At 43.0% G+C, this 24,488-nt stretch carries 21 protein-coding genes; 8 read left to right on the top strand and 13 right to left on the bottom strand.

Features of this window, described 5'->3' with window-relative positions; genetic code table 11:
* Positions 1-15 precede the first annotated feature (15 nt).
* From ABD894_RS12745 to ABD894_RS12725, 5 genes are all read left to right on the top strand, one after another.
* Complete coding sequence (locus ABD894_RS12745) at positions 16-2,277, top strand: GH92 family glycosyl hydrolase (RefSeq protein ID WP_345211425.1); 2,262 nt, start codon at positions 16-18, stop codon at positions 2,275-2,277.
* Positions 2,278-2,672: 395 nt separating this feature from the next.
* A complete protein-coding gene (locus tag ABD894_RS12740) occupies positions 2,673-5,777 on the top strand; it encodes a SusC/RagA family TonB-linked outer membrane protein (RefSeq protein WP_345211424.1) in 3,105 nt (1,034 codons plus the stop codon).
* A gap of 8 nt (positions 5,778-5,785) precedes the next feature.
* Entirely contained in the window at positions 5,786-7,573 is a 1,788-nt protein-coding gene (locus ABD894_RS12735; protein WP_345211423.1) for a RagB/SusD family nutrient uptake outer membrane protein, read from the top strand.
* A 19-nt stretch (positions 7,574-7,592) separates the two neighbouring features.
* On the top strand, positions 7,593-8,297 hold the full coding sequence (locus ABD894_RS12730) for a DUF3823 domain-containing protein (RefSeq protein WP_345211422.1): 705 nt from the start codon (positions 7,593-7,595) through the stop codon (positions 8,295-8,297).
* 245 nt (positions 8,298-8,542) lie between these two features.
* Entirely contained in the window at positions 8,543-9,208 is a 666-nt protein-coding gene (locus ABD894_RS12725) for a site-specific integrase (protein ID WP_345211421.1), read from the top strand.
* 114 nt (positions 9,209-9,322) lie between these two features.
* On the opposite strand, the gene ABD894_RS12720 is transcribed toward ABD894_RS12725, so the two are convergent.
* The 13 genes from ABD894_RS12720 to ABD894_RS12660 all read right to left on the bottom strand — a co-directional run bounded on the left by ABD894_RS12720 (position 9,323) and on the right by ABD894_RS12660 (position 21,006).
* Positions 9,323-9,625: an alpha/beta fold hydrolase gene (locus tag ABD894_RS12720; protein WP_345211420.1), complete on the bottom strand. Its 303-nt coding sequence runs from the start codon at positions 9,623-9,625 to the stop codon at positions 9,323-9,325.
* A gap of 158 nt (positions 9,626-9,783) precedes the next feature.
* A complete protein-coding gene (locus tag ABD894_RS12715; protein ID WP_345211419.1) occupies positions 9,784-10,530 on the bottom strand; it encodes a sensor histidine kinase in 747 nt (248 codons plus the stop codon).
* A gap of 122 nt (positions 10,531-10,652) precedes the next feature.
* The gene (locus ABD894_RS12710) at positions 10,653-11,066 is read right to left on the bottom strand and encodes a hypothetical protein (protein ID WP_345211418.1); all 414 of its coding nucleotides are present in this window, start codon (positions 11,064-11,066) and stop codon (positions 10,653-10,655) included.
* Between the two features lie 23 nt (positions 11,067-11,089).
* Positions 11,090-11,272: a hypothetical protein gene (locus tag ABD894_RS12705; protein WP_345211417.1), complete on the bottom strand. Its 183-nt coding sequence runs from the start codon at positions 11,270-11,272 to the stop codon at positions 11,090-11,092.
* Positions 11,273-11,328: 56 nt separating this feature from the next.
* On the bottom strand, positions 11,329-12,120 hold the full coding sequence (locus tag ABD894_RS12700) for an alpha/beta hydrolase (RefSeq protein WP_345211416.1): 792 nt from the start codon (positions 12,118-12,120) through the stop codon (positions 11,329-11,331).
* A 55-nt stretch (positions 12,121-12,175) separates the two neighbouring features.
* Positions 12,176-12,967: a DUF1223 domain-containing protein gene (locus tag ABD894_RS12695; protein ID WP_345211415.1), complete on the bottom strand. Its 792-nt coding sequence runs from the start codon at positions 12,965-12,967 to the stop codon at positions 12,176-12,178.
* A 122-nt stretch (positions 12,968-13,089) separates the two neighbouring features.
* Positions 13,090-13,689 (bottom strand): LytR/AlgR family response regulator transcription factor, encoded by a 600-nt coding sequence (locus ABD894_RS12690; protein ID WP_345211414.1) that lies wholly within the window; start codon positions 13,687-13,689, stop codon positions 13,090-13,092.
* Between the two features lie 59 nt (positions 13,690-13,748).
* A complete protein-coding gene (locus ABD894_RS12685) occupies positions 13,749-13,949 on the bottom strand; it encodes a hypothetical protein (protein WP_345211413.1) in 201 nt (66 codons plus the stop codon).
* A 358-nt stretch (positions 13,950-14,307) separates the two neighbouring features.
* Complete coding sequence (locus ABD894_RS12680) at positions 14,308-16,314, bottom strand: tetratricopeptide repeat-containing sensor histidine kinase (RefSeq protein WP_345211412.1); 2,007 nt, start codon at positions 16,312-16,314, stop codon at positions 14,308-14,310.
* A 73-nt stretch (positions 16,315-16,387) separates the two neighbouring features.
* A complete protein-coding gene (locus ABD894_RS12675; RefSeq protein WP_345211411.1) occupies positions 16,388-17,767 on the bottom strand; it encodes a sigma-54-dependent transcriptional regulator in 1,380 nt (459 codons plus the stop codon).
* Between the two features lie 279 nt (positions 17,768-18,046).
* Complete coding sequence (locus ABD894_RS12670; RefSeq protein ID WP_345211410.1) at positions 18,047-19,531, bottom strand: catalase; 1,485 nt, start codon at positions 19,529-19,531, stop codon at positions 18,047-18,049.
* Between the two features lie 184 nt (positions 19,532-19,715).
* Entirely contained in the window at positions 19,716-20,384 is a 669-nt protein-coding gene (locus ABD894_RS12665) for an adenylate/guanylate cyclase domain-containing protein (RefSeq protein ID WP_345211409.1), read from the bottom strand.
* A gap of 223 nt (positions 20,385-20,607) precedes the next feature.
* Positions 20,608-21,006, bottom strand: coding sequence for a DoxX family protein (locus tag ABD894_RS12660; RefSeq protein WP_345211408.1), 399 nt, complete (start codon positions 21,004-21,006; stop codon positions 20,608-20,610).
* 365 nt (positions 21,007-21,371) lie between these two features.
* Here ABD894_RS12660 and ABD894_RS12655 point away from each other — a divergent pair, with 365 nt between their 5' ends.
* The 3 genes from ABD894_RS12655 (at position 21,372) to ABD894_RS12645 (ending at position 24,475) form a co-directional block, all read left to right on the top strand.
* On the top strand, positions 21,372-22,307 hold the full coding sequence (locus ABD894_RS12655) for a heme-binding domain-containing protein (RefSeq protein ID WP_345211407.1): 936 nt from the start codon (positions 21,372-21,374) through the stop codon (positions 22,305-22,307).
* Positions 22,308-22,326: 19 nt separating this feature from the next.
* Positions 22,327-22,788, top strand: coding sequence for a hypothetical protein (locus tag ABD894_RS12650; RefSeq protein ID WP_345211406.1), 462 nt, complete (start codon positions 22,327-22,329; stop codon positions 22,786-22,788).
* A 406-nt stretch (positions 22,789-23,194) separates the two neighbouring features.
* Positions 23,195-24,475 carry an epoxide hydrolase family protein gene (locus ABD894_RS12645; protein WP_345211405.1) on the top strand — a complete coding sequence of 427 codons (1,281 nt, stop codon included), beginning with the start codon at positions 23,195-23,197 and terminating at the stop codon, positions 24,473-24,475.
* Positions 24,476-24,488 lie beyond the last annotated feature (13 nt).

Genomic DNA, 24,488 nt, shown 5'->3' with positions numbered 1-24,488 from the left:
TAATTTAAACCTAATATGTTCACCAGTACATTTTCAAAAAAATCCACTAAAAATCTTGTTTCATCTATTTTGTTATTGATGGGTATTTCCTTTTCGGTAATGGCACAAAACGATAAATTTGATGGTAATCTTGGGTACGTTGATCCTTCAATAGGTAATGTTGGCCAGTTACTGGAGCCTACCCGGCCTACGGTACAGCTCCCCAATCAGATGATGCGGATGTACCCCATCCGGAAAGACTATATCGATGATCAAATTTCCAGTTTCCCTTTATTAATTGTGTCGCATCGATTAGGGCAGGCATTCTCCATTAAGCCTACGGTGAGCGGCGTAAATGAAGATAGCTATAATGCCCGGATGACCTATGATCATGACCTGGAGGTGCTACAGCCATGGCATTATTCTACTTACCTGATTGATGATGATATTACCGTAAAATATGTTCCCGGTAAAAGAGCAGGCATTTATCAATTTGATTTTCCGGAAAATAGAGAGAAGCATATTTTACTAAGCATGTTTAACGATGGGCCATCTCAATGGAAATTTATTTCGCACAACGAAATTACAGGTTTTGAAACCTATCATGGTGATATTAAGATTTTTGTGTATGCTGTACTTAGCGAGGGAGGTACTTTCGGCACTTTAACCGGCAACAAAATTACCGAAACAAAACAGGTTGCAGGAAACAAGTCCATAGCTTGGGTCCGTTTCCCCGGGGCTGAATCAAAAACGATTAGTGTTAAATATGCGGTTTCATTTATAAGTGCAGATCAGGCAAAAAAGAATTATGCGGAGGAACTATCCGGTATAACGTTCGACCAGCTTAAAAAAGCCGGTCAGATGGCTTGGGAAAAGGTGATGGGCCAAATAAAAGTAACGGGCGGTACGGAGGCTCAAAAGCGCAGTTTTTATTCGGCACTTTATCGCTGTTACGAACGGCCGGTTAATATCCTCGAAGGTGGAAAATATTATAGTGGTTATGATAAAAAGGTACACGATAGTAAGCGCCCTTTTTACGTGGATGACTGGATGTGGGATACCTATCTGGCACACCATCCTTTACGAACAATACTGAACCCGGCCCAAGAAGAAGATATTCTCAATTCCTATATTAACATGTTTGAACAGAGTGGCTGGATGCCTACTTTTCCGGTTTTGTTCGGTGACCATGCCTGTATGAATGGGTTTCATTCGGCTGTTGTATTTACCGATGCACTTAATAAAGGTATAGGTGGCTTCGATGCTGAAAAGGCATATAAAGGCATGTTTAAAAACGCAACACAGGCTACCATGCTACCATGGGAAAACGGGCCAAAAGGCCCTTTAGAAGATTTCTATTATAAAGAAGGTTATTTCCCTGCATTGCATCCGGAAGAAAAGGAAACGTTCGCAATGGTGCACAATTTTGAAAAAAGGCAGGCTGTCGCAGTTACGTTAGGGCATAGTTATGATGACTGGGCGCTGGCGCAATTCGCAGCAAAAATCGGTAAAACAAAGGATGCCGGAATGTTTACTCATCGGGCACTTAACTACAGGAATCTTTGGAGCAATAAAGAAATGATGTTTATGCCAAAAGACGATAAAGGTAACTGGATTGATATTGACCCCAAATATGACGGGGGAATGGGCGGACGGGATTATTTTGACGAAAATAACGGCTGGACGTATATGTGGCAGGTGCAGCACGATATACCTGGCCTTATGGAACTGATGGGCGGAAAAATAAATTTCGAAGCCCGGCTCGATCAGTTGTTTCGCGAAGGGCTTGATCGCTCCAAACAGGAAGTTCAGGTAAAATTTCCCGATTTTACAGGAATTGTAGGACAGTATTCAATGGGTAACGAGCCAAGTTTTCACATCCCTTATCTATATAATTACACCGGTTCGCCATGGAAGACGCAGAAACGTATCCGCATGCTGCTGGATGTTTGGTTTAAGGATAATATTTTTGGTATTCCCGGGGATGAAGACGGCGGTGGCATGACAGCCTTTGTGGTTTTTTCGTCAATGGGATTTTACCCGGTAACACCGGGCGTGCCGGTATACACTATAGGCAGCCCTGTTTTTGAAAGTGTTGTTATCGATTTGCAAAATGGAAAACAATTCAAACTTATTGCGAAGAATTGTTCGGTCATCAACAAGTATATTCAGCATGCTACCTTGAATGGTGTAGTACTTGATACGCCATTTTTTAAGCATGAGGACCTCATGGCCGGAGGCGAACTGGTGCTGGTAATGGGCCCCAAACCGAATAAACAATGGGGAGTTGAAAAATAGCTGACAGCAGGTGCATTTTAAAAGGGCAGCTTTACAATAAAGCTGCCCTTTTTTTTATGTGCTGACAGATGTCGGCATGCCTGGCAATACGCTTTAGATAATGGTTGATTTCCTTAAACCACTACTTCCGCTGTGATTATGTATGTGGTTAAAATATCTTCGATATACAAACCGGTTTCTGCTAACGGGTTCCACATATTTGAAGCCGCCGGAATAGTGTACCCAATACATCACCGCATAGAAATAAGAAAACTATTTTTATTTAATAATAATTTAATTGGTTGTTATACAGCTTGTTGCAATCGATTGCTGCACAGCTAATTCTTTTTTAATTCTTTACTAATCTCTGACATTTTCTTTGCTATTCAGTAATAAACCAAATTAAACCCAAAAGCATGAAAAAATTTTTATTTATCTTTTTGATGTGGTGTATTGTCCTGAAAGTTCATGGGCAAAGCACCTCCATTAATGGTAAAGTCCTGGATGACACAGGTCAGCCGCTGATTGGAGCCGTTGTAAAAGTCAATGGAGAGTCGGCGGCAACCGCTACCTCATCAGATGGTGTTTTTACCCTGAAAGTAATCAATCCCTCCGCTACCCTTACAATCAATTATGTAGGGTTTGAAACAAAGGAAGTACCGCTTAACGGCAGTAATACCATCACGGTAACCCTGGCTCCTTTGAGTAAAGGACTACAGGAAGTAGTTGTAGTGGGCTATGGTACCCAAAAAAAGGTATCACTTACCGGAGCTGTAGCATCCATTGCCGGTAAAGACATTGTAACTACTAAAAATGAGAACGTGTTTAACTCATTAACCGGTAAGATACCCGGGTTAAACATAGCTCAAAAAAGCAGCGAACCCGGTTCATTCAACACCATTCTAAGTATACGGGGTTCAAGCCGGAATCCGCTGATCATCATTGATGGGGTACCCCGCGGTAGCCTGGAACGCCTTGACCCCAATGATATCGATAATATCTCTGTACTCAAGGATGCGTCAGCGGCTATCTACGGTGTACGCGCTGCCGATGGTGTAATACTTGTTACCACAAAGTCAGGCAAGAAAGGAAAAACTGAACTTACCTATACCGGCAATTATGGCGTTCAGCGCCCGGTAGGCCTTGAACGGACTGTAGATGCCATTGAATACATGACGTTAATGAATGAGAAATTCGGACATAGCCTTGACAACCCGGTTGTACGTTATACTGAAGACGACTTTAACCTGTACAGGAACGGCACGAAAATCACCACAGATTGGTATACGCCGGTATTAGATCGTTCGGTTCCGCAAAACCAGCATAACATTACGGCAACAGGCGGTTCCGAAAGTTCAAACTACTTCCTTAGCTTAGGGCACAGCAACCAAAAGGGGTTTTGGAAAAGCGGCGACCTGAACTATGAAAAATACAATCTGCGCTCAAATGTTACCGCAAAAATTGCAAAAGGCCTTACAGCAGAGATGCGCCTATCGGGATTAAAGGACACAAAGAACCAGCCATGGACCGATACCTGGGTATTATTTAAAAGCCTTTTTGGACAACTGCCGCTCACCGACCTGTACGCCAATAATAACCCCGCCTACCCAGGCGCCGCACGGGATGACAACAATCCTCTGGTTACTACAAGGACAGATAAGACAGGTTACAAGCGCGACGACAATATTTTATTTCAGGGTTCAGTAGCTCTGAATTACGAAATTCCTTTTATCAGCGGCCTGAACGCCCGCGTTTTCTACAGTTATGATTATAATTCTAATGAATATAAAGGATATCAGCTGCCGTATGACCTGTATACTTACGATCCTGAAAGTAAGATTTACAGCTCAAGAACTTTTTCTACACCAATGGGCATATCCAGGGGTTTTAGCCGTGGATCTACCTACCTGATGCAATTCCAGCTTAATTACAATAGGTCCTTTGGTAAACATACGGTTGGCGCACTGGCCCTTTACGAGGAAACGACAGGTAAGGGCGATAATTTTAACGGTTACAGGGAACTGGCTTTTAAAATTGACCAGCTCTTTGCCGGTAATTCATCCAATCAAACCGCGACACAAGACGTTGGCGGGCTATCGGATTGGGCAAGGAAAGCAGTGGTTGGGCGTGTGAACTATGATTTTAATTCGCGGTACCTTGCAACATTCAGCTTTCGTTATGACGGATCTTCGAGATTCAGGAATTCGCAGCAATGGGGCCTGTTTCCAAGCGCTGAATTAGGTTGGCGCGTTTCGGAAGAATCATTTTTTAAAAATAGCAGAGCCCTTTCGGCAATCAGCAACTTTAAGATCCGGGGATCGTACGGTAAGCTTGGTAACGAGGATGCCGTAAATTATCAGTTCCTGTCAGGTTATAACTTCCCGTCTGGTAATTACTTATGGAATGGCGAACTGACGAACGGCCTTGCTGATAAGGGTTTGCCGAATACAAATATAACCTGGTATACCTATACCACATCAAACATAGGTATTGATCTGGAAATATGGAAAGGGTTACTGGGAGTGCAGGTTGATGCTTTTAGAAGAGATGGTAAAGACTTATTAGGCAACAGGCTGGGGACATTACCGGGTTCTGTAGGCGCTGATCTGCCGCAGGAAAATATCAACAGCGACCGTACACAGGGGCTCGAATTAAACCTGACGCACCGTAATGTGATAGGTGGGGTTGGGTATAGTATTGGTGCCAATATTGGCTATGCCCGTACAAAACTAAGATACCAGGAGGTTGGTATATTTGGTAACGCTTATGAAAACTGGCGGAACAATCCCAACAATCGCTACAATGATATTTGGTGGGGGCTGGGATATGAAGGCCAATTTCAATCCTACGATGAAATTTATAATTCACCGGTTAATTATGGCGGTGGTAACCGCGGTACACTGCCCGGCGATTACAAGTACACCGACTGGAATGAGGATGGGGTAATTGACGGCTGGGATGAGCATCCCATCGCTACAAGAGGCATTCAGGAAAACGATGTTACACAAAGAAACATACCTAAGATAAACTATGGTATCAACGTTTCTGCTACTTATAAAGGAGTTGACCTCAGTATGTTATGGCAGGGAGCTGCATTGGTAAATGTTGACTACCCTGAAATGCTGAAAGAACCGCTTGCCTTTGGCGGGAGCGCCAGCGCGCTGAAGATGTTTATGGACAGATGGCATCCTGAGGTACCCGGGGCGGATATCTATAATCCTAACACTAAATGGATACCGGGCTATTATGCTTATACAGGTACCGTTGCCGCAAATAATTCTGAACGGGCTGTCCAAAATGCCTCTTATCTCCGCTTGAAAAGTTTGGAGATCGGCTATACATTCCCACTGGCCTGGACAAGTAAAATCGGCATCAAACGCGCACGATTTTATTTGAACGGTTATAACCTGGTTACTTTCACAGGTATCAGGGGCCTTGATCCGGAACATACCTCAGACATTTACGGATATACCTATCCAATGAACAAAACCTATAACGCTGGTATCAACATCAGTTTTTAAACAACGCCATGAAATATTTAAAAAGATTTATAGTACTGCTAACGCTGTTTACAGCAACAGCATGCAACAAACTGGATATTGCTCCTGTAAATATCCTTAAGGATGAAGAGGTATTTAGCACAGACGCCGGGGTTGGCGCTTATATGATACCAATCTATGCAAATTTGCCGATAGAAGATTTCAGGTATAATTTTAGTGATGGCTTTAACGCGTTCCCTGCATTTCCTGCACTGGGCCTTTTCACGGCCGAACTGCTTCAGATAGATTATGTTTTCAGGGGCTCTATAGAAAGCGGAAGTTTTGGGTATTGGCCTTATGGTGATATCCGTAAGATCAATTATTTTTTAGAGGCACTGCCAAAAAATTCATCCAGTTTTTCTCAAGCACAGGTTAACGCTTACCTGGGTGAAGCGCACTTTTTGAGGGCCTATTTTTACTTTGATCTGGTGAAACGATACGGCGGGGTGCCTATTGCGAAAACACCACAGGATCCCTTCAATTCAACGCCTGAAGCTCTTCGCATTCCACGGAGTAACGAAGAAGATGTATATAAGTTTATTGAAGAAGAATTGAACCAGGCCATTGAGCTGATGCCGGATATTGCTGCAGACGAAGCTGTTAAAGGGCGCGCCAACAGAAATGTTGCCCTTGCTTTAAAATCGCGGGCCATGTTGTATGCAGGATCTATTGCGAAGTATGGCAGCATCCAATTGAATGGCCTGTTGGGTATACCGTCGTCGCAGGCACAAAATTATTTTCAGAAGAGCTACGATGCCGCGATTTTGCTGGAGGGGAAATATACCTTGTACCGTGCAAATGCGGATAAATACCAGAATTATGTAAACCTGTTTCTGGATAGGAACAGTTCTGAAAATATTTTTATCAAAGATTATAAATATCCGGAAAGAACACATTCATGGGATGCCCTTAACATCCCCAAGCAGTTTGTGAGTGGTTACGGCTCATTTATCAACCCGACACTGGATTATGTGGAGCTGTATGGCACCCTGAAAGTTAACGACGACAATGGTAACCCGATACGTTTTGACCAGCGGGTTGATCTTTTTAAAGATGTGGAGCCGCGCTTGCGTGCCACGGTTATTTTACCCGGCGACACATTTCGTGGTGACGTGATAGACGTACAGCGTGGTATCTACCCAACGTATAAAAATGGTGACGAGTCAGCTAATAACGCCGTACTCAAAACTGCTGGTAGTACAGATGTGCTTTACAATGGTAAACGGGTGGTTGGCCTGAGTGGGATGGGTATAGGCGGATCTACAGGAACGGGCTTTTATGTACGTAAATATCTAAATCCCAATTTAGCACAGGCTGATTTAAACTTGTGGCGTTCTGACCAGGCCTGGATAGACATACGTTATGCGGAAGTTTTATTAAATAAGGCAGAAGCCGGAGTAGAACTGGGCACTTCAAATGCAGCGGCAAAAGCATTGGAAGCCATCAATGATATCAGAGATCGTGCCGGCGCAGTGTCATTACAACCGGCGCAACTTACCCTCAACGCGGTACGGACAGAGCGACGTAAAGAACTTGCTTTTGAAAACCACAGCTGGTGGGACAACAGAAGATGGAGAGTGGCGGATAAGGAGTTTAACAACCGAATATACAAAGTGCTGTATCCTTATTACGTATTCGATGAAAACAAGTACATCTTTAAAAAGGATGACGATATAACGAAGTCGAGATTTACTTTCCAGGTTAAATTTTATTACGAGCCGATTCCTGGCAATCAGATCAACAAAAACCCATTACTGGTGCAAAATCCGCTTTACTAACATACCCAATTAAAAAACAATGAAAAAATATAGATTTTATATCACGCTTCTGTTCGTAGCTGCAATGTTAACAGTAAGCTGCAACAAAGTAGACAACTACCCGGAGCCCGACAAAACCCTTACAGGTAAAATTGTTGACGCGGAAACCAACGAGCCGCTGTATACCGAACAACCTGATGGTACGAGGATCAGACTATTGCAAACGGATTGGAACGAAAGCCCCATACCGCAATACTTTTGGGCCAAATCAGATGGTACTTTCCGAAATACAAAAATTTTTAAAGGTAAGTATGATGTAACCCCGGTGGACGGACCGTTTGTGCCGCTTACCGAACCTCAAAAAATTGATTTAACCGGCGAGGCAGATGTTACTTTCAAGGTAGTGCCTTTTTTGAGAGTGACGTTACTGAATTCGTCAGTGAATGGCACTACAGTCACCGTAAGCTACAAGATCGAAAGGCCTTCTGCAACGTTTAAAATTACGGATGCGAAGGTGTTTGTATCAACCACCTCGCAAGCCACTAATGCATCCTTCGATAACAAGTTAAGTCAAACAAATGATTTGCAGGGTATTGCTGATGATGTGATATTGGCAACCACTTATACAGCTAACCTCACCCTGCCGGCCAAGCGCAGCTTTTATATAAGGGTGGGAGCGCGATCTGAAGACAATGTTTCCAGGCGGTATAATTACACCAACGCGATTAAAGTAGATATACCTTAGTCTCAAACAACAGTGTTATCACCGGCTTAAAAATGCACAACTTATGCAGCCACTATCAAAAAGGATATATCAAATTCTTTGAGTTTTGAACCGGCTTTTTTGTCGATTGTTTCATGGTTAATAATACAATTAGATTTTTTGAGAAATTACGGAGGTAGCCCCGTAGTAAGGGATACCTCCGTAATTTACTAACGTATATTTTTATTGATACTGATAAAATCCATTGAAAAGTAGCCTCACCTGAATTGGGCTGGAAAGCGGATAATTATTTCGCAAAATTTCGATCCGCATTGCAAGAAGCATTTAATAAGGGTCTACTCCCGGAAAACCTATATGCATTGGTCAAGCCTATCAAAGTTAATGAAACACATAGGGAACGATTAGAATTAGAGGAACTGCAGAAATTAATATCGACACCAATTCAGCCTGAAATAATGAAACGTGCATCTGTTTTTTCAGTTTTGACCGGCCTGAGATTTTCTGATGTTAAAGCGATAAAATGGTCGGAACTGAGAGGAACTTCAGGCAAATATTATTTTCAATATCGTCAACAAAAAACACTGGTTGCCGAGTATTTGCCAATTTCAGACGATGCCGTAAAATTAATGGGAGTGAGGGGGTGCGAAGATGAAGAAATCTTTAAAAACCTGCCTTATTCATCCATTCGTATTTTCCTGGTAAAATGGCTCGCTAAGGCAGGGATCAAAAAAAATATAACATTCCATAGTTTTAGGCATACTTATGCAACCCTACAACTTGAATTTGGAACTGATTTATATACCGTTTCAAAAATGCTCGGCCATAAACATATTAAAACTACCCAGGTTTATGCGAAGGTTGTCGACAAAAAGAAAAATCAAACTGTTAACAAAATCAAGTTGAATATAGATAAATTAAATTTATTTGCATAAATAGCAGTCTTCTAGCAACAAAAGTGCTGCAGTATATGGTACTTGCAGCACTTTTTTTATAATGACATATGTGTGTTAGTTTTTAAGAAAGCTATTGGCAGAAGCTACAAATTGTTAATGATTTTGGAAGAACGAAGAATGGCCTGCATCAGGATAAACCACTAAAGTGGCGTTAGGTAAACTCTTGGAAATATTTGCCGCATTGATTATCTGTATTGAGATGTCGTTCTCACCCTGCGCAATAAAAACCGGCTGATTGACTTTTTTTAAATCATTAAGCGCCTCAGGATAAGGCTGAACCCAACCCAGTACCGCTGTAACTTCGGCCAGACCTGTTTCCTGACTTAGTACAGCGTCGCGGTTAACTGTTCTTTTTTGTATTCGGGCATAAGCTGGACATCCGGAGTCATTGATCACCGTGTTCGGAAAAAGAGGATAAGGTGTTCCGTTACACTTTGACCATGTTAAGTAGCTGATTTGAAAGTTGGAATTTATTTTTAACAACACAACACCATGGTCTGATTAGCACGGAATAGAATGGTGAAGCATGCAGGAATGTTCTGCAGATTGCTCTCTCAAGTTAATGTGAAAGGTAAAGGCACCGGTAAAGAAATAAAGAAGGTTGAACCGCTGCCTTCTTTACTTTTTACCCATATTTGTCCGCCATGGTGGCAAACAATTTCTTTTGCGATATATAAACCTATACCATAGCCTTTTTTGAGTCTAACCTGATCACAGTCACCCCGGAAATATCGGCCAAAAAGCTTTTGTTGATTTTCCTGACTGATCCCGATACCTTGATCGACAACGGCAAGCGTTATTACTTCATTGGCATATTTGCACGAAACGTTGACCTCGCTCTGCTGGGATGAATACTTCACCGCGTTAGAAATAAGATTTACTATTACCTGTTTGATCTTTCCACGGTCAGCGTAAACACTACACTCGTAATTGCTAACCATAGTAAAATGATGGCTTCTAAAGTATTGAGAATAGTCATCTAAAATTTCGGTCAGCAAATCGTTAATTTTGAAACAGGTTTTACGAAGTACGATCTTTCCCGAAAAAACCAGGCTCATATCCAGCATATTATCTAAAACTGCGGTCATTTCGATTACCTGATGGTCTATTTTTTCCAGCAGGCTTTCGGCATGGTCATTACGGATGTTGAGTTTTTTTGCCATCTGAACATATAACTTTATGACGGAAAGAGGGGATTTGAGTTCATGGCTCAATAAGGCCATTAGGTCGCAGTTATTATGCTCTGCTGAGAGGTTGTCTCTCTTCTCAATTATCTGCTGATGAGCTGTACTTGTCGCCATGATTCATTAGATTGTCAATAAGGTAAAAATATTTGTCCCGGTATATAAATCCAACCATAATAGAGCGAAACGGGCTCATTAATATCTGAAAAAGGCATTTGCCTCCCTGAGCAGGAAACGATTTACTGTGTAGTAACGTCGGTTTGGTAAGTGATTATAGCGGGCAAATAAAGGTTATACTTCCGTGCGTCTGCCGCCCAGCTGCCTGTAATGCTGAAAATATTTTTGTAAGTGGGCAGGTGCCTGCTTACGGAGTTTCTTTTAATGCTATCCGCAGCAGCCAGGTACTTCAATAACCAAAGCGGGTTAGGTAATAAATTCCCTAAGTCCCGGTCTATATTTACCTGGTTCGCATGGGTTGCAGGCATAAACTGCTGGCGGCCAATAGCAATCGGACTAAAATGCCATCCCGACCGGCTATTGGTTCTGATGGTGATGGCTTCCTCTGTACAATGCAACTCGTTTGGCCCGGCGTTCTGAGCTTTGGTTATAACAGCAAACAACAAGATGAGCACGCTAAATAAGATATTTTTCATAACGTTGATGGGTCAGGGTATTCTCAAAATATCTTTTTAACGCGAGATCCGTCATTCAATTCAGGTTTTTTCCTTTGTCCCAGTATGATCATTCCACAAGACTGGGCATTTGTTTCGAAGCGGCTGGATGCTACATTGAACAGGGATGCCAATCCAATCAGGCAACCGGATAATGTTCGTTTTATTTGGCTGAAGATGGTTTTCATTTTTTAATGATTTAAAAAAGGCTTCGTCTTGGAGTGCGCGAAGCCTTTTGTGGGTATTACTGATGATTTGCTGCTGCCATGATTACCCTGGCAACTGCTTCGGGTTGTGAGATGAACACGACATGAGAACCTTTTATTTCTGTTATCTTAGCTTTGGCTCTTTTATACATCTGCCGCTCCACACCAGGATTGATCGCCTTATCGGCAGTTGCAACAATACCATAGGCAGGTTTGGTTTTCCAGGCAACTTTGCTCACTGGTTCAGCAAAGCAATGGCCAATGATAGGGGCCTGTGACGCACACATGAAATCACTTTGTGCTTTTGGAACATCAGCGGCAAAACCACTATGAAATTTGGCCAGAACGAAATACACAAAGCCTAATTTGTCGGGTTCGGTAAAGCCTGCTTCAGGCGCTGCAGGTGCCGCACCTACCCATTTGGCGGTGTTTTCGCCGGCATCAGGCGCAAAGGCTGCAACGTAAACCAGGGCGGCAACTTTTGGATTAACACCAGCCTGTGTAATCACAGTGCCTCCCCAGGAGTGGCCAACCAGTACCACCGGCCCTTTCTGGTTTTCAATAACACTGTTAGTAGCATTAACATCTGCCGCAAGCGAGGTGAGCGGGTTTTGTACTATACTTACGTGATAACCTTTTTTGATCAGGATATCATATACCCCTCTCCAGCCCGAGCCGTCGGCAAAGGCGCCATGTACGAGTACGATGTTCTTTATTGGCTTTTGTCGGGCTTCGGCAGTTTTTACCGGGCCAAATAACAGCCCGGTTAACAGCAATGCGGCGATCATCGTTAATTTAAAACCGTGTAACAGATTCGCTTGTGTTTTCATGATTTGATTTTTATAAGGTGAATTGATTAATATGTTAGTTATGTGATTTGTATGATTACTGGTTATGTCCTGCGTTGCTTAAAGTTGCCCGGCCCACCGCGCTGATCACACCGGTATCTGCATTTTGTAAGAAGCCTACAATCTCCCAATCTGTTGCATTAAAAGCTACCGGTAGATCGATTTGAGCGGATCCGCTATCCCCGGTTTTCAGATCGAAGGTGTACAGGTTTCGGACGATCTGTGCATGGTGCAGGGTTCTGCCTTCATTCTCGCCTTTAGTTACTTTACTTACTGCATGCTTTTCTACAACTGCCAGCAGTAACTGATCGCCGTTGGCTTTACTTTTTAACTGGTAATCTATTTTTATTTTACCGGCCGATAGGTCGCTTTTAAGTACAATATCCTGTGCGACAGGGGTGTTTAAAGCGCTTTTTATAGCAGAATTTGCAGCATTTTCGTCTGATCCGACAAATTCTGCTTTACCATTAACAATCACCTGCGGCGTATATACCTGGCCGGTGAACTGACGGCTGTACTGGTACTGACGTTTGCTGAACAGCGCATTGCTGAAAACATCCTTCCAGCCCTGACGGTTCCAGTAATCTACATGATAGGCCAACACATAAACCGGTTTATTTCCGGCTTCCTGTTGGATGCGGGCCAAAAGTTCGTCGGCAGGCGGACAACTGCTGCAGCCTTCTGAGGTGAATAATTCGAGAACGGCAAAGCCGTCACCGGCAACACTTTGTTTTGATTTAGACGCGAAGCTGCTGTTTGCTAAAAATGCCCCGGTAATAATAAGCAGTGCTGCAAAAGCACATATTGTTGAAAGTTTGATCGGTTTCATGATATTTATTTTTTGTTTTGATTCAAAAGTAGCAGCCATTTTAACCGGCTTTCAGCAGTTATTGGCCGAAGCGGACATCTTCAGCCTTCAATCGGGATTTATCCGGCCCGAGCTCAATATGCTTACCTGTCACCCATCCACGATAAAAAGGTATTGGTCTTCTCCTTATGGATCAGTAATTTATCAGGCGTATCAATAACAAGCTTTACAAACAGTTTACGCAGGAAGTAATGTTCTACTTCCTTAATGGCCTTGAAACTGATCAGATATTTGCGATTGACCCGAAAGAATTGATCCGGAGATACTGAATTAGTGATTTGGTCGAGTGATTGATTGAGTGTGTATTCCTGCTGATCGAAACCCACCAGTGAAACCGCATTATTGCGGATATTAAAAAAAGCGATATGATCAGTTTGTACGGTTGTATACTTCTGATTTTTAAATACCAAAAAGCTTGTTTTGTAAGTGGATGGTTTTATGGGTGATGCGTCAGGCTCGGTTGCCATCATTTCTTTTTCTGTTGCTTTAGGTACAAAAAGCGACGGTATTGGCTGCGTCAGCACATTATTAAAAAATAAGTTATCGGGTCGGCCAAACTCGCTGATTACAGGCAAGCTATATTCCGGCAGAAATAAGAACTTGTCTTTGATGAACAGGACTTCTCTTCCAACTCCCGTACTTTGCAGATCGATTATCGTTGCGTTTTTAAATAAGTTATTCATATCAGATAATTAAATGTGTATTGGGTAAGGATCTTATGCTATTTGGTATTTATTGGGTATTATTTAGTTGTGGCTATGTCAAATGCTCCGGATTCTTCCTTTACAATTTCAGCAAGCGGAAACGGGTAGTCAACCGTGTTCAGCTTAGGCTTAAGAGAATAGCTCGTAACAGCAGGGTATTTGATACGGGCTGCACAAATAATAATGACGACTATACAGTCGAGCATCACCAGGTGGGTTAATATGAACATGAGTTCCATTTCAGATGATTTTAAATATTTGGTATTACTTTCCGCCACATCCCTGCCAGAATTAACTATTGTTTAAACTCCCGGGCTTAAATACAAAGCTTGTGCCTGTATTTAAATATTTGAAATACAGATACATAAGTTAATGCGCCAAAGTCGGTATCATGATATTTCATGATTTTCAAGGGTAAAAGATGAAATTCAATGATTTTACAGCGTGGGTTGCTGCAGGATAAAAATTGCTTAAATAAATGGAGTGCAGCACGACAGAATGATACGTACTTGCAGTATAGTGATTTGATGAGTGGTGGCTATACTGGTGGCGATCGGTAAGATGGTTTAGTCAAAAGGATATTTGTTATCTTGGTGATTAAAGCTCTAGGTTTGGATTAAAGCTTACTATAACGGCCGTGCCGTTAGCGATCTCGAAACTTATTGTGGCATCGATGTCTGAGCACAGCCCTTTCATCAATTCGATCCCGAGTGAGTGATTGGCTGATTCATACGGATCGTTCAGAAAGCCGATGCCATTATCAGATATCCTGAGTTTAACCTGCTCCTCATCCCAAAATAAACTGATATGAATTTCATTTCTGTACCGGTCCGGAAATGCGTATTTGATGGCGTTGGTAACGGCTTCATTGATGATCAGGCTCAACGGTATGGCATAAGAAATGTTCAGCGTGATTGGCGTTATATCGAACTTAAAACTGATATGATTGGTTACGCCGAAGCTCGTTTCCAGATTATGAACAAGCTCTGGGATGTATTCCCCCATATTGATGGTTTTGATATCGTCGGAACGGTATAATTTTTGATGGATGAGCGACATGGCAAATATCCTGTGCTGGCTGTTCTGCATGGCCTTGAGCGCATCGCCGTGAAGGTACTTTGCCTGTGTTTCCAGCAACGAAATCACCGTGTGCAGGTTATTTTTCACCCGATGATGTATTTCTTTTAACAACCATTCTTTTTCTGTAACCAGCTGTTCCAGCATGTTGTTTTTACGGGCCATGGTGTGGTTGGTTCTTTTAGTAACCCGGGCCTGGCGAAAAAGCAGACCGGCTATTACTAACAGCATTATGGAAATTGCTATGATCCAGTTCCTGGTAGATTCTGCTTGTTTCAGATTCAGAAACTGGACTTTGGCCGAGTTGTTCAGGTCATGAATTTTTTTATCTTTTTGTTCAGAATTGTAAGCGATCTGTAACTCTTCAATCTGTTTATTTTTTGAATCGTTAAAGATGGAATCTTTGATGCGAATATTTTGCTGTAACCAGCTAATTGCGCTTTCATTGTGTTTCATTGCCGAATCTGCTTTAAAGAGCAGCAAGTAAACATTCTTCTTTTCCGTTTCGTTGCCCGATTTTTTATAACCCTTAAGCGCTTCCAACAAAAGCGTTTTGGCAGCGAACAGGCGTTTTCTGATTAAATAATACTTACCAACGTGATGATAGCTAACGGCCTGTTCATGGAGCGAAAAATGATTTTCGGGGTTCTTCACCATGCCAATTATTTCCTGGTTCCTGTTATCAGCAAGTTTAAACAGCTTTAAAGCTTCGTAGCACATTGCAAGCTGGGAAATGTTATCTCTGCGGATACTGGGATCATTGGATGGAAACTTTTCAATATCTGCTTTTACAAGTAAGAGTGCCTCTTTAGGCCTGCCTAAATCGATAAGGTTGATCACTATAGTCGTCCGAATGATAGACATCAAAGAAATATTTTTGATCCGCCTTGCACACTCATAAGCTTTTTTCGACCAATGCAAGCTGCTTTTAGGATTATTCAGGTCAAAATAGATCACGGCAAGGCGATCATAAAATGTCAAAGCATAAATCGTGTCAGCACCGCGCATAGTCTTAACGGTCTTCAAGGCATAAAACAACGATTTGTCGTATTTTCCGGAATAGGAATACACTGATGAAAGCAAATCGGTCGCAAGCATTAAATTATGATCAGAAGCCTTTGGGTTGTTGATGATCTGGAATAATTCATGCTCGGCAGAAACGAAAGATTGTTGCTGTAAATAGATATCAGCTATTTGCCTGTTGATTTCCAGTTCTTCCTGCAGGTCATTCAATTTTCTAATGAGGTCCAAAGCTTGCTGATAGCATTCCAGACGGAAAATATTATTTTTTGGATTTACAGGTATGTCCCTGGCGATGTAAAGCCAGGCATTGTATTCGTTCCTCACATCCCCTGCATTTTTGCATTGCAGAGCAATAGGCATAAGCAGCTTCTTTGTTTCTATAGACGGGTCTTGCTGATAGGCTGTATCAATCTTTAATATTTGCTGTAAAACAGAATCTTTAAGTTGCGCTATAGTCGTAGCGGTAACAAAAAGCAAGCAAAATAAAGCTGTGAAAATTTTCATGAATGGGTACTTTAATAGCATATCAGAACGCGCCGGATAATGTTTTTAACACAGATGAAATGATGAGTGCGCTTTAACCAAATTGTTTAGAAATGCCCAGTTTAACCATTCGTGATTTAAGGGTGGATGAATTTATTTCCAGCAACTCTGCCGCGCCCCCGGGGCCATAGATCTTCCAGTTGCATTTTGCCAGTGCGCCGAGGATGTGGTCCCGCTCGTTATCGGTTATATTTTTGATAGATTTAGATTCGGTTCCCGTAGCGCCGGTTTGTATAAGAACCGGCAATAATATATGGTCAATTTCATGGCCTTTACAAAGTAATACAGAACGCTCAATAAGGTTGATAAGCTGGCGCACATTGCCCGGCCAGGGGTAATCGTTTAGCGCCTGCTTTACAGAATCTGAAAAACCGGAAATAGTTTTATGATTTGCTTTTGCAAAAATCTGTAAGTAATGCTCCGCAATAGGCATAATGTCGGCTTTTCTGTACCGTAACGGGCTAAGTTCTATTGGAAATACGTATAGCCGGTAATACAGGTCGAGCCTGAATCGCCCGGCCTCAATTTCTTCCTCCAGCTTTCGGTTGGTGGCAGCAATGATGCGAACGTTCACTTTCCTGTTTTTTCCCCCGATGGGGCAAATTTCTTTTTCCTGCAGAACGCGTAATAGTTTGCACTGTATCTCCAGCGGCATTTCACCAATCTCGTCAAGAAAGATGGTGCCGTTCTCCGCTTGCGCAAACTTGCCGGTTCGTTTATCGGTTGCTCCCGTAAAGCTCCCTTTTTCGTGCCCAAAAAGTTCGGACTCGATCAACGTCGGTGTAAGAGCTGCACAATCTACAATCACCAATGGCATCTTACTGCGGCCCGAATGTTCATGAATAGCTTTTGCCACCAATTCTTTACCTGTTCCGCTTTCACCCAGAATAAGCACAGGGCTTTCTGCCGCCGCGGCAATTTGTATTAGCCGGCCAACTTCTTTAAGCCCCGAACTTTTGCCTGCCATACCGAAGTTGGAAGCAAGGGTGCTTTTGGTACCGGCCGGGTTTTTCGGCAGCATAGATGCCCGGGTGAGAGAAAGATGTTCCTGGTGCAAATCTGCAGCAATATCCAGCATGGCCAATACGTCTTTTTCACGGAATGGTTTAACCAGGAAGCCATATGGCTGGGTTTGCTTTGCCAGGGAAAAGGTTTGCTTATCTGAATTTGCTGAAAGATATATGAAGGGAATTTGTTTCTCTTTGAGGATGGGAGCCAGGTCAATGCCGGTTCGTGGCCCCTTCAAAAAAATATCAAGCAATACAAGATCAGGTATTTCAGATCGTAGGATATTTAGCGCTTCGTCAACAGATCGTGCGATGGGGCAAGTAGCATATCCTGCCGGCTCCAGCATCTTGCGTAAATTATTCGCTTCAATAAATTGATCTTCTACAATCAGTACCTTGCTCTTCATAATATTTCATTTTCCATTTATTATACAATAAGATAACAATTACCTCAAATATATAGGCGATATCAAAAAAAATGTTGGTTCCCTTCATGATACCACGTCATCTAAAATATAATTTTTTCGCAAGCTTTCTGATAGCGGCAGCCAGGTCAAAAAAAAACAAGATGCGGGTTAGAAGAAAGTTTTGCCGATTGATACTTTGTTGAGCTGCTTAGTGATTATTTAAGCTGAACAGTCAACCCTGCCGAAAGACGGGGTTGACTAATACTTTTTCCAGGCTTACTAACTTATTTTATACATTCCATAACCTTCAAAATTGTTCACTTCCTCAAGCGATAAACCAAGGCTGGCAGCTACGCCCTTTCCATAGTTCAGATCCGCTTTAATGCAATTCCTGATATGACGTATCTGAATAAATTTTTGCGCTCCGCCTATTGATGCGGCAGTATTGTTGAATAACAATTGCTGCTGCTCGGGGTTCATTAACCTAAACAATGCCCCGGGCTGGCTGTAGTAATCTTCATCTTCCCGATGATTCCAGTGTGCAGCATCTCCGGTTATTTTTAGCGGCGGCTCACTAAAATCCGGCTGCTCCTGCCATTCCCGGAAGCTATTCGGTTCATATGATTTTGCACCGCCGTAATTCGTATCCGTGCGCATAGCGCCGTCGCGATGATAAGCATGATACGGACATTTTGGTGAATTCACCGGAATTTGGTGATGGTTTACTCCTAAGCGGTAACGTTGGGCATCTCCATATGAAAAAAGCCGCCCCTGCAACATTTTATCCGGCGAGAAACCAATACCGGGAACAACATGAGCCGGATTAAAAGCGGCCTGCTCTACTTCCGCAAAATAGTTATCAGGATTGCGGTTAAGCTCAATTTCACCTACTGGAATCAGTGGGTAATCGGCATGGGGCCATACTTTGGTTAAATCGAACGGATTTATCGGGTAGCTTGCGGTGGCCTCCTCATCCATAATCTGTACAAAGAATTTCCATTTTGGAAATTCGCCCCGCGCTATACTTTCAAGCAGATCGCGTTGATGACTTTCCCGGTCGGCCCCTATCAGCAGCCCGGCTTCCTGATCAGATAAATTTTGAATACCCTGTGCGGTTTTGAAATGAAACTTTACCCAATACCGCTTATGGTTTGCACTAATGAAACTGAAAGTATGGCTTCCAAACCCATTCATATGGCGATAAGTTTTGGGCAGCCCCCTGTCGCTCATTACAATAGTTACCTGGTGCAGCGCCTCCGGTAGTAATGTCCAGAAATCCCAGTTGTTATCCGCGCTTCGCAGATTCGTATGCGGGTCCCTCTTGACCGCATGGTTGAGGTCGGGAAATTTCATAGGATCTCTTAGAAAAAAAACCGGAGTGTTGTTACCAACCAGGTCCCATATACCTTCTTCGGTGTAAAACTTAATGGCAAAACCACGAATATCACGTTCTGCATCCGCAGCACCGCGCTCTCCTGCCACAGTAGAGAAACGAACGAATATCGGGGTCTCTTTTCCAACCTCAGCAAATAATTTTGCGCGCGTGTAAGGCGTTATATCGTGCGTAACCTTGAAGGTGCCGTAAGCGCCTGAGCCTTTGGCATGCATCCTTCTTTCCGGGATAACCTCCCGGTCGAAATGTGCCATTTTCTCTAGGAACCAGGCGTCCTGTAAGAGTGCCGGCCCATGCTGTCCGGCGGTCATAATGTTCTGATTGTCGGGTACCGGCGCACCGGCACGTGTAGTTAATTGATGTTGGTCCATTGCAATTAATATGGTTAATGATTGTTTGATGACATGATTACCTGCTCTATACTTCGACTGAAATTATCTATATCTGCTTTTAACGCAGAGCGGCAAATAGGCGAACCGGGCAATTTTAGCCTTCAAACGGACACTAACCAGTAGCTTTCAAACAAAACCATGTACTTTACAATAACCTTGAATACTATCCGGCGATAGCCATATGATGGTCAAGTGTTATTCCCAATGTATAATTATTGCAAACTTTATGGTAGCTGCGGCCGGCCAGCCAAATTGTTTGTAAAGCACGTACGCCGGGAATCGCTACTTGTTTTTTGTTCTTTCCGAGTTTTTCGTGTTCAACTACGGCCAGTTGACTGTAAAAAGCATCAGACAAGATCAGGTCGTTATCAACCTTTTTGGTATGAGCCTGTAACCGCGCGGCTATATTTACCGGAAGCCCCATAACTGACAATGGCATATCTTCACTATATTCATGCTCTACAATAACTTTGCCGGTATGCAGCCCGATACCTACTTCCAGCGGAAAGCCAAACTTGGATAAGGCAAATTCCTGGTTAACAAATTCTAATGATTCAAAAAGCATTTTCGTGCTGCGCAGCGCCTGCTTAGCGGCCGTACGAAGCGTAGTATCCAAACCGAACACCGCATATAAACCATCGCCGGCCCGGTTAATGATATTGCCACCAAAGTTGGTAATGATCTTGACAAACAGATCAAGCAGCTTTTTAATGGTTTGTATGTTCTCCTTTTCCGATCCATGCTGAAGTAATCCTGTAAAATCCCTGATGTCCAGAAATAATATGGCCAGTTCCATTTCGGTCACCAACTGATCTGCCGGCAATATTGCCATCGTCTTTTTGGCATCGGGGCATAATAGCCCGTCACGTCCCTTTTCGCAGTCTTCCTGTAACAGTTCGGTTAGCGTAAACCCGATAGTGGCATTATCGGTAGCTTCTGTGTAATTTTAATGGACAAGATTATTCATACTAATGGTGTTTAAAGGAGTTTTTGAGATTAAATTACTGCCAATTCCTTTGTTAATCCGCCAGGAATTGACAGTAAAACCCGTAAAATTATTTGATCCCGTTTGCGATCGAGTAAGTGGCAGGGTATAATCTGCGGAACATGAGATAGGTAATGCCAACCATAACGAATGCGACGATCGCATCTGTTGTTGCCGGAAATCCCAATACGGCGATTTTTGACAAGAAAGCGAACGTGATATCAAAAAAGATCCCTGCGAACACCCATTCTTTTAACCTTAACAGGCGGTTAGGGATAAGCAGTACGGCAACGCCCGAAAGCTTAGCTACGCCCAGGATATAAATAAAGTGTGGAGGATAACCCAGTTTTACGGTAATATCCCAGATAACCTGGTTGTGAGTAAGTTCACCTGTTCCGCTTGCGCCGAACCATAATGAAGTTAATGCTGCACCGATCCAGTAAATTGTTTTTGTTGTTTTAAGTGTCATGGCTTACGTTTTTTATTTGTTTAATGATGTAAAGGTGAGGCCGTTTGGCGTGTTTAAACAGCGTAATCGCTCCGAACCGGGCGATTTGAGACTTCAGATAGACACTTCACCGGCTGACCTATTTTCGGTTGTTTAATTTTGCCGTGGCAAACACCGGAAATCATTAAGGTTGAGATTGATTTAGGTTTCCCCAATTACGATTGATACAACAATACTATTAAATACGGGTGATGATGTTACCCGGGTCTGGTTCGCAGTCAAAAATGCCTGTTTCGATACTTGCTTTGTCCAAATCGGCGCTTTAATAATTTTTTAGGGCAATACCGGCAGTTACTTTTATGCTTAATCAATAACAAAGCAACGCTATGAAAACCCCGGGCAATACATTATATAAAAGATCATTGATCATCTTGATCGGACCAGTTATACTGCTGGCTGCTTTACAGTTTTTTTCACCGGCTGTTGAAAATCCACCGGTTAAAAAAGAGATAATACTGCCTGCAGATGTTAAAGCGATTATGAAAAGGGCATGTTATGATTGCCATTCCAACCAGGCTGAGCCGGCCTGGTTCGACCGCATAGCGCCGGCATCCTACCTGGTAGCACATGATATTAAGGAGGGCCGCTCAAGATTTAACTTTTCAGACTGGGATGCCAATCCTCCGGCAGTGCAGCAGTTGCTGCTGTGGGAAATGGTAAACGCTATAACAGAAAATAAAATGCCGCTGCCGTCTTACCTGGCCATGCATCCGGAAGCCCAAATTTCGGCAGCGGAATTAACAACGCTCCGCAACTATGTAAATACCCTGCCGGGAAGGCATAAAACAGATACTGCAAGCATCGTAAAACCCGGAACTGCCCGGCAGGTTAAACCGCCTGTACCTGTATCACTGAACGGTATAGCCTATTTCGCAGATTTTAAAACCTGGCAAATTATCAGCACTACAGATAAATATGACGGCGGCAGTATGCGGGTGGTTTACGGTAATGAACTAATGATAAAGGCTATTAAAAGCCGGAAGTTTCCCTTTCCGGATGGGACGAAGATTGTGAAGGTAGTTTGGGGGAAACAAAAGGAAGATAAAGACGGCATTGTTTACCCCGGTAATTTTCAAAATGTTCAGATCATGATCAAGGACAGCAAAAAATATGCTTCAACCGAAGGCTGGGGCTTCGCCAAGTTTGACGGATTGGACCATAAACCATTCGGTAAAACGGCACTTTTTGCCAAAACATGTATTAATTGCCACCGTTTACTGGTGCCTGAAAGTGATTTCGTTTTTAATATTCCAACTAAATAAATTATTAAACCTTAATACCATGTTAGTAAAAACACCCTCTGCGGCTATCCTCATACTTGCACTTTTTTCCTGTAACCGTCCCGATGTGCCGGTACTTGCGCCCGAATACCTTCATAACGTAAAAAACTTAAAAGTAATCACATCCATGATCAACACTAAGGATAGTACTATCTCCATCCTGTATGGTAACGAACAAGCTTTAAGATTCTCCGGCGATACGCTTAACGGTCACCAGCCCGGCGAAGAATTTGAAATGGTAACCTGGGAACAAAAGCCTATGCCCCATTGGTATGGAACGAATATGAACGGCAGAATCTTATTCATAGAAACGGTAAAGGTAAATGCCGGCACAGCCAATGGTGTAAATTTCAAATACGCGCTAAAACAGGGTCCGGCAGCACCCTTTATTAAACCAAAGTCTCATCAGGCTGACAGGATAAATTTGATTACCAGGCAGGTGGCAGCGGTTTTTCCATTTTAGCGAATGAGCGCAATTAACCCGCACGGTAAATATTAAAAAATTAAATGCGAAATGTCGGGAGAGGTCCGGCTATCGCAATTATCTACGTTGAAAGCAGTAGTGATGTCAGCGTGTATTTTTTAATAATTAATGGCTGGAATTTCTTCCGGCCATTCGCGTACCTGGTACGCTTTTTCTGTTTTTAGCGACCGGCATAAGGTAACCGCATCTAAGCAGTGATCAATATTTACCTTTTGTGGGATAACCATTGCGGGTGCTGCAAGGCACCCTTGCTGGCTTCGAGGCTGGTATTGCCCGATACACCGCCTAATACGTCCGCTTAAACCCTTTCCTAATGGATGCAGGCCTGCTGTAAAGATACTTTTGATCTAACAACGCAATTATGCATCATATTAACCTATTACAAATGAAAACTAAATTCAAAAACTTTGGCAAGGCTATCGCAGGAATTATCCTGATCGGCGCGGGCTTCTCTGCATCTGCACAATCGGTTACCGCAGGCAAAAACGATCAGTCTATCAGACCCTTCACCGTAAACATTCCTGATGCCGCTATTGCGGATATGAAAAAACGAATAGCGGATACCCGCTGGCCGGAAAAAGAAACCGTTAACGACGCTTCGCAGGGTGTGCAACTACAACGATTGAAAACACTGGCAAATTATTGGGCAACAGATTACGACTGGAAAAAAGCAGAAGCTAAAATTAATGCCTATCCACAGTTCATGACTACAATTGATGGTCTTGATATTCATTTTATCCACGTTCGGTCAAAATATCCCAACGCTATGCCTTTGATCATGACACACGGCTGGCCGGGTTCGGTTTTTGAGCTTTTAAAGGTAATTGGCCCGCTAACAGACCCGGTAGCTTACGGCGGAAAAGCCGAAGATGCATTTGACCTCGTTATTCCTTCTATACCCGGTTTTGGATTCTCCGGTAAACCTGCTACCACCGGCTGGGATTCTGACCACATCGGGCATGCCTGGGCCGAACTGATGGAGCGGCTGGGTTATGCCAAATACGTATCACAAGGCGGCGACTGCGGCTCGGTTATTTCCCAGCGCATGGCCAAAAACCATGAAAAGGGCTTGATCGGAATCCACGTAAATATGCCGGCAACCATTCCTGCCGAAATTGCAAAAGCATTGACCAATGGTGAAAAAGCGCCTGCCGGTTTATCTCCCAAAGAACTGGAAGCCTATAAAACCATTGATATTTTTTACCGCAAAAGCACCGGTTATTCCGGAATGATGGTGACCAAGCCACAAACCATAGGTTATAGTTTGGCAGATTCGCCGGTTGGCCAGGCTGCCTGGATGTATGATGAATTTGCAGGCTGGACATTTTCTGGCGGTGACCCGGAAAAATCACTCACCAAAGATGAAATGCTTGATGATATCTCATTATACTGGTTAACTAATACCGGCGCCTCATCAGCAAGAATTTATTGGGAAGATCACTCCAATAATTTTAATGCAGTGAACCTGGATCTTCCTGTTGCAGTAACCGTATTTCCCGGTGAGATCTACAAAGCACCAAAAAGCTGGGCTACCCGGGCTTACCATAACCTCATCTATTTTAACGAAGTAAGCAAAGGCGGGCATTTTGCTGCCTGGGAGGAGCCCCAGTTATTTTCTGAAGAGGTGCGTAAAGCTTTTAAATCCTTACGTCCGTCAATTAAATAAATTCAGGATGACT

The organism is Mucilaginibacter gynuensis (assembly GCF_039541195.1).
Classification (GTDB): domain Bacteria; phylum Bacteroidota; class Bacteroidia; order Sphingobacteriales; family Sphingobacteriaceae; genus Mucilaginibacter; species Mucilaginibacter gynuensis.
This window is presented reverse-complemented; position numbering and strand designations above follow the sequence as displayed.

Excerpts from the sequence above, each read along its gene's own strand:
- ABD894_RS12745 (WP_345211425.1), top strand. The coding sequence starts at position 16 with ATGTTCACCAGTACATTTTCAAAAAAATCCACTAAAAATCTTGTTTCA.
- ABD894_RS12740 (WP_345211424.1), top strand. The coding sequence starts at position 2,673 with ATGAAAAAATTTTTATTTATCTTTTTGATGTGGTGTATTGTCCTGAAA.
- ABD894_RS12735 (WP_345211423.1), top strand. The coding sequence starts at position 5,786 with ATGAAATATTTAAAAAGATTTATAGTACTGCTAACGCTGTTTACAGCA.
- ABD894_RS12730 (WP_345211422.1), top strand. The coding sequence starts at position 7,593 with ATGAAAAAATATAGATTTTATATCACGCTTCTGTTCGTAGCTGCAATG.
- ABD894_RS12715 (WP_345211419.1), bottom strand. The coding sequence starts at position 10,530 with ATGGCGACAAGTACAGCTCATCAGCAGATAATTGAGAAGAGAGACAAC.
- ABD894_RS12710 (WP_345211418.1), bottom strand. The coding sequence starts at position 11,066 with ATGAAAAATATCTTATTTAGCGTGCTCATCTTGTTGTTTGCTGTTATA.
- ABD894_RS12705 (WP_345211417.1), bottom strand. The coding sequence starts at position 11,272 with ATGAAAACCATCTTCAGCCAAATAAAACGAACATTATCCGGTTGCCTG.
- ABD894_RS12700 (WP_345211416.1), bottom strand. The coding sequence starts at position 12,120 with ATGAAAACACAAGCGAATCTGTTACACGGTTTTAAATTAACGATGATC.
- ABD894_RS12695 (WP_345211415.1), bottom strand. The coding sequence starts at position 12,967 with ATGAAACCGATCAAACTTTCAACAATATGTGCTTTTGCAGCACTGCTT.
- ABD894_RS12690 (WP_345211414.1), bottom strand. The coding sequence starts at position 13,689 with ATGAATAACTTATTTAAAAACGCAACGATAATCGATCTGCAAAGTACG.
- ABD894_RS12685 (WP_345211413.1), bottom strand. The coding sequence starts at position 13,949 with ATGGAACTCATGTTCATATTAACCCACCTGGTGATGCTCGACTGTATA.
- ABD894_RS12680 (WP_345211412.1), bottom strand. The coding sequence starts at position 16,314 with ATGAAAATTTTCACAGCTTTATTTTGCTTGCTTTTTGTTACCGCTACG.
- ABD894_RS12675 (WP_345211411.1), bottom strand. The coding sequence starts at position 17,767 with ATGAAGAGCAAGGTACTGATTGTAGAAGATCAATTTATTGAAGCGAAT.
- ABD894_RS12670 (WP_345211410.1), bottom strand. The coding sequence starts at position 19,531 with ATGGACCAACATCAATTAACTACACGTGCCGGTGCGCCGGTACCCGAC.
- ABD894_RS12665 (WP_345211409.1), bottom strand. The coding sequence starts at position 20,384 with ATGGCAATATTGCCGGCAGATCAGTTGGTGACCGAAATGGAACTGGCC.
- ABD894_RS12660 (WP_345211408.1), bottom strand. The coding sequence starts at position 21,006 with ATGACACTTAAAACAACAAAAACAATTTACTGGATCGGTGCAGCATTA.
- ABD894_RS12655 (WP_345211407.1), top strand. The coding sequence starts at position 21,372 with ATGAAAACCCCGGGCAATACATTATATAAAAGATCATTGATCATCTTG.
- ABD894_RS12650 (WP_345211406.1), top strand. The coding sequence starts at position 22,327 with ATGTTAGTAAAAACACCCTCTGCGGCTATCCTCATACTTGCACTTTTT.
- ABD894_RS12645 (WP_345211405.1), top strand. The coding sequence starts at position 23,195 with ATGAAAACTAAATTCAAAAACTTTGGCAAGGCTATCGCAGGAATTATC.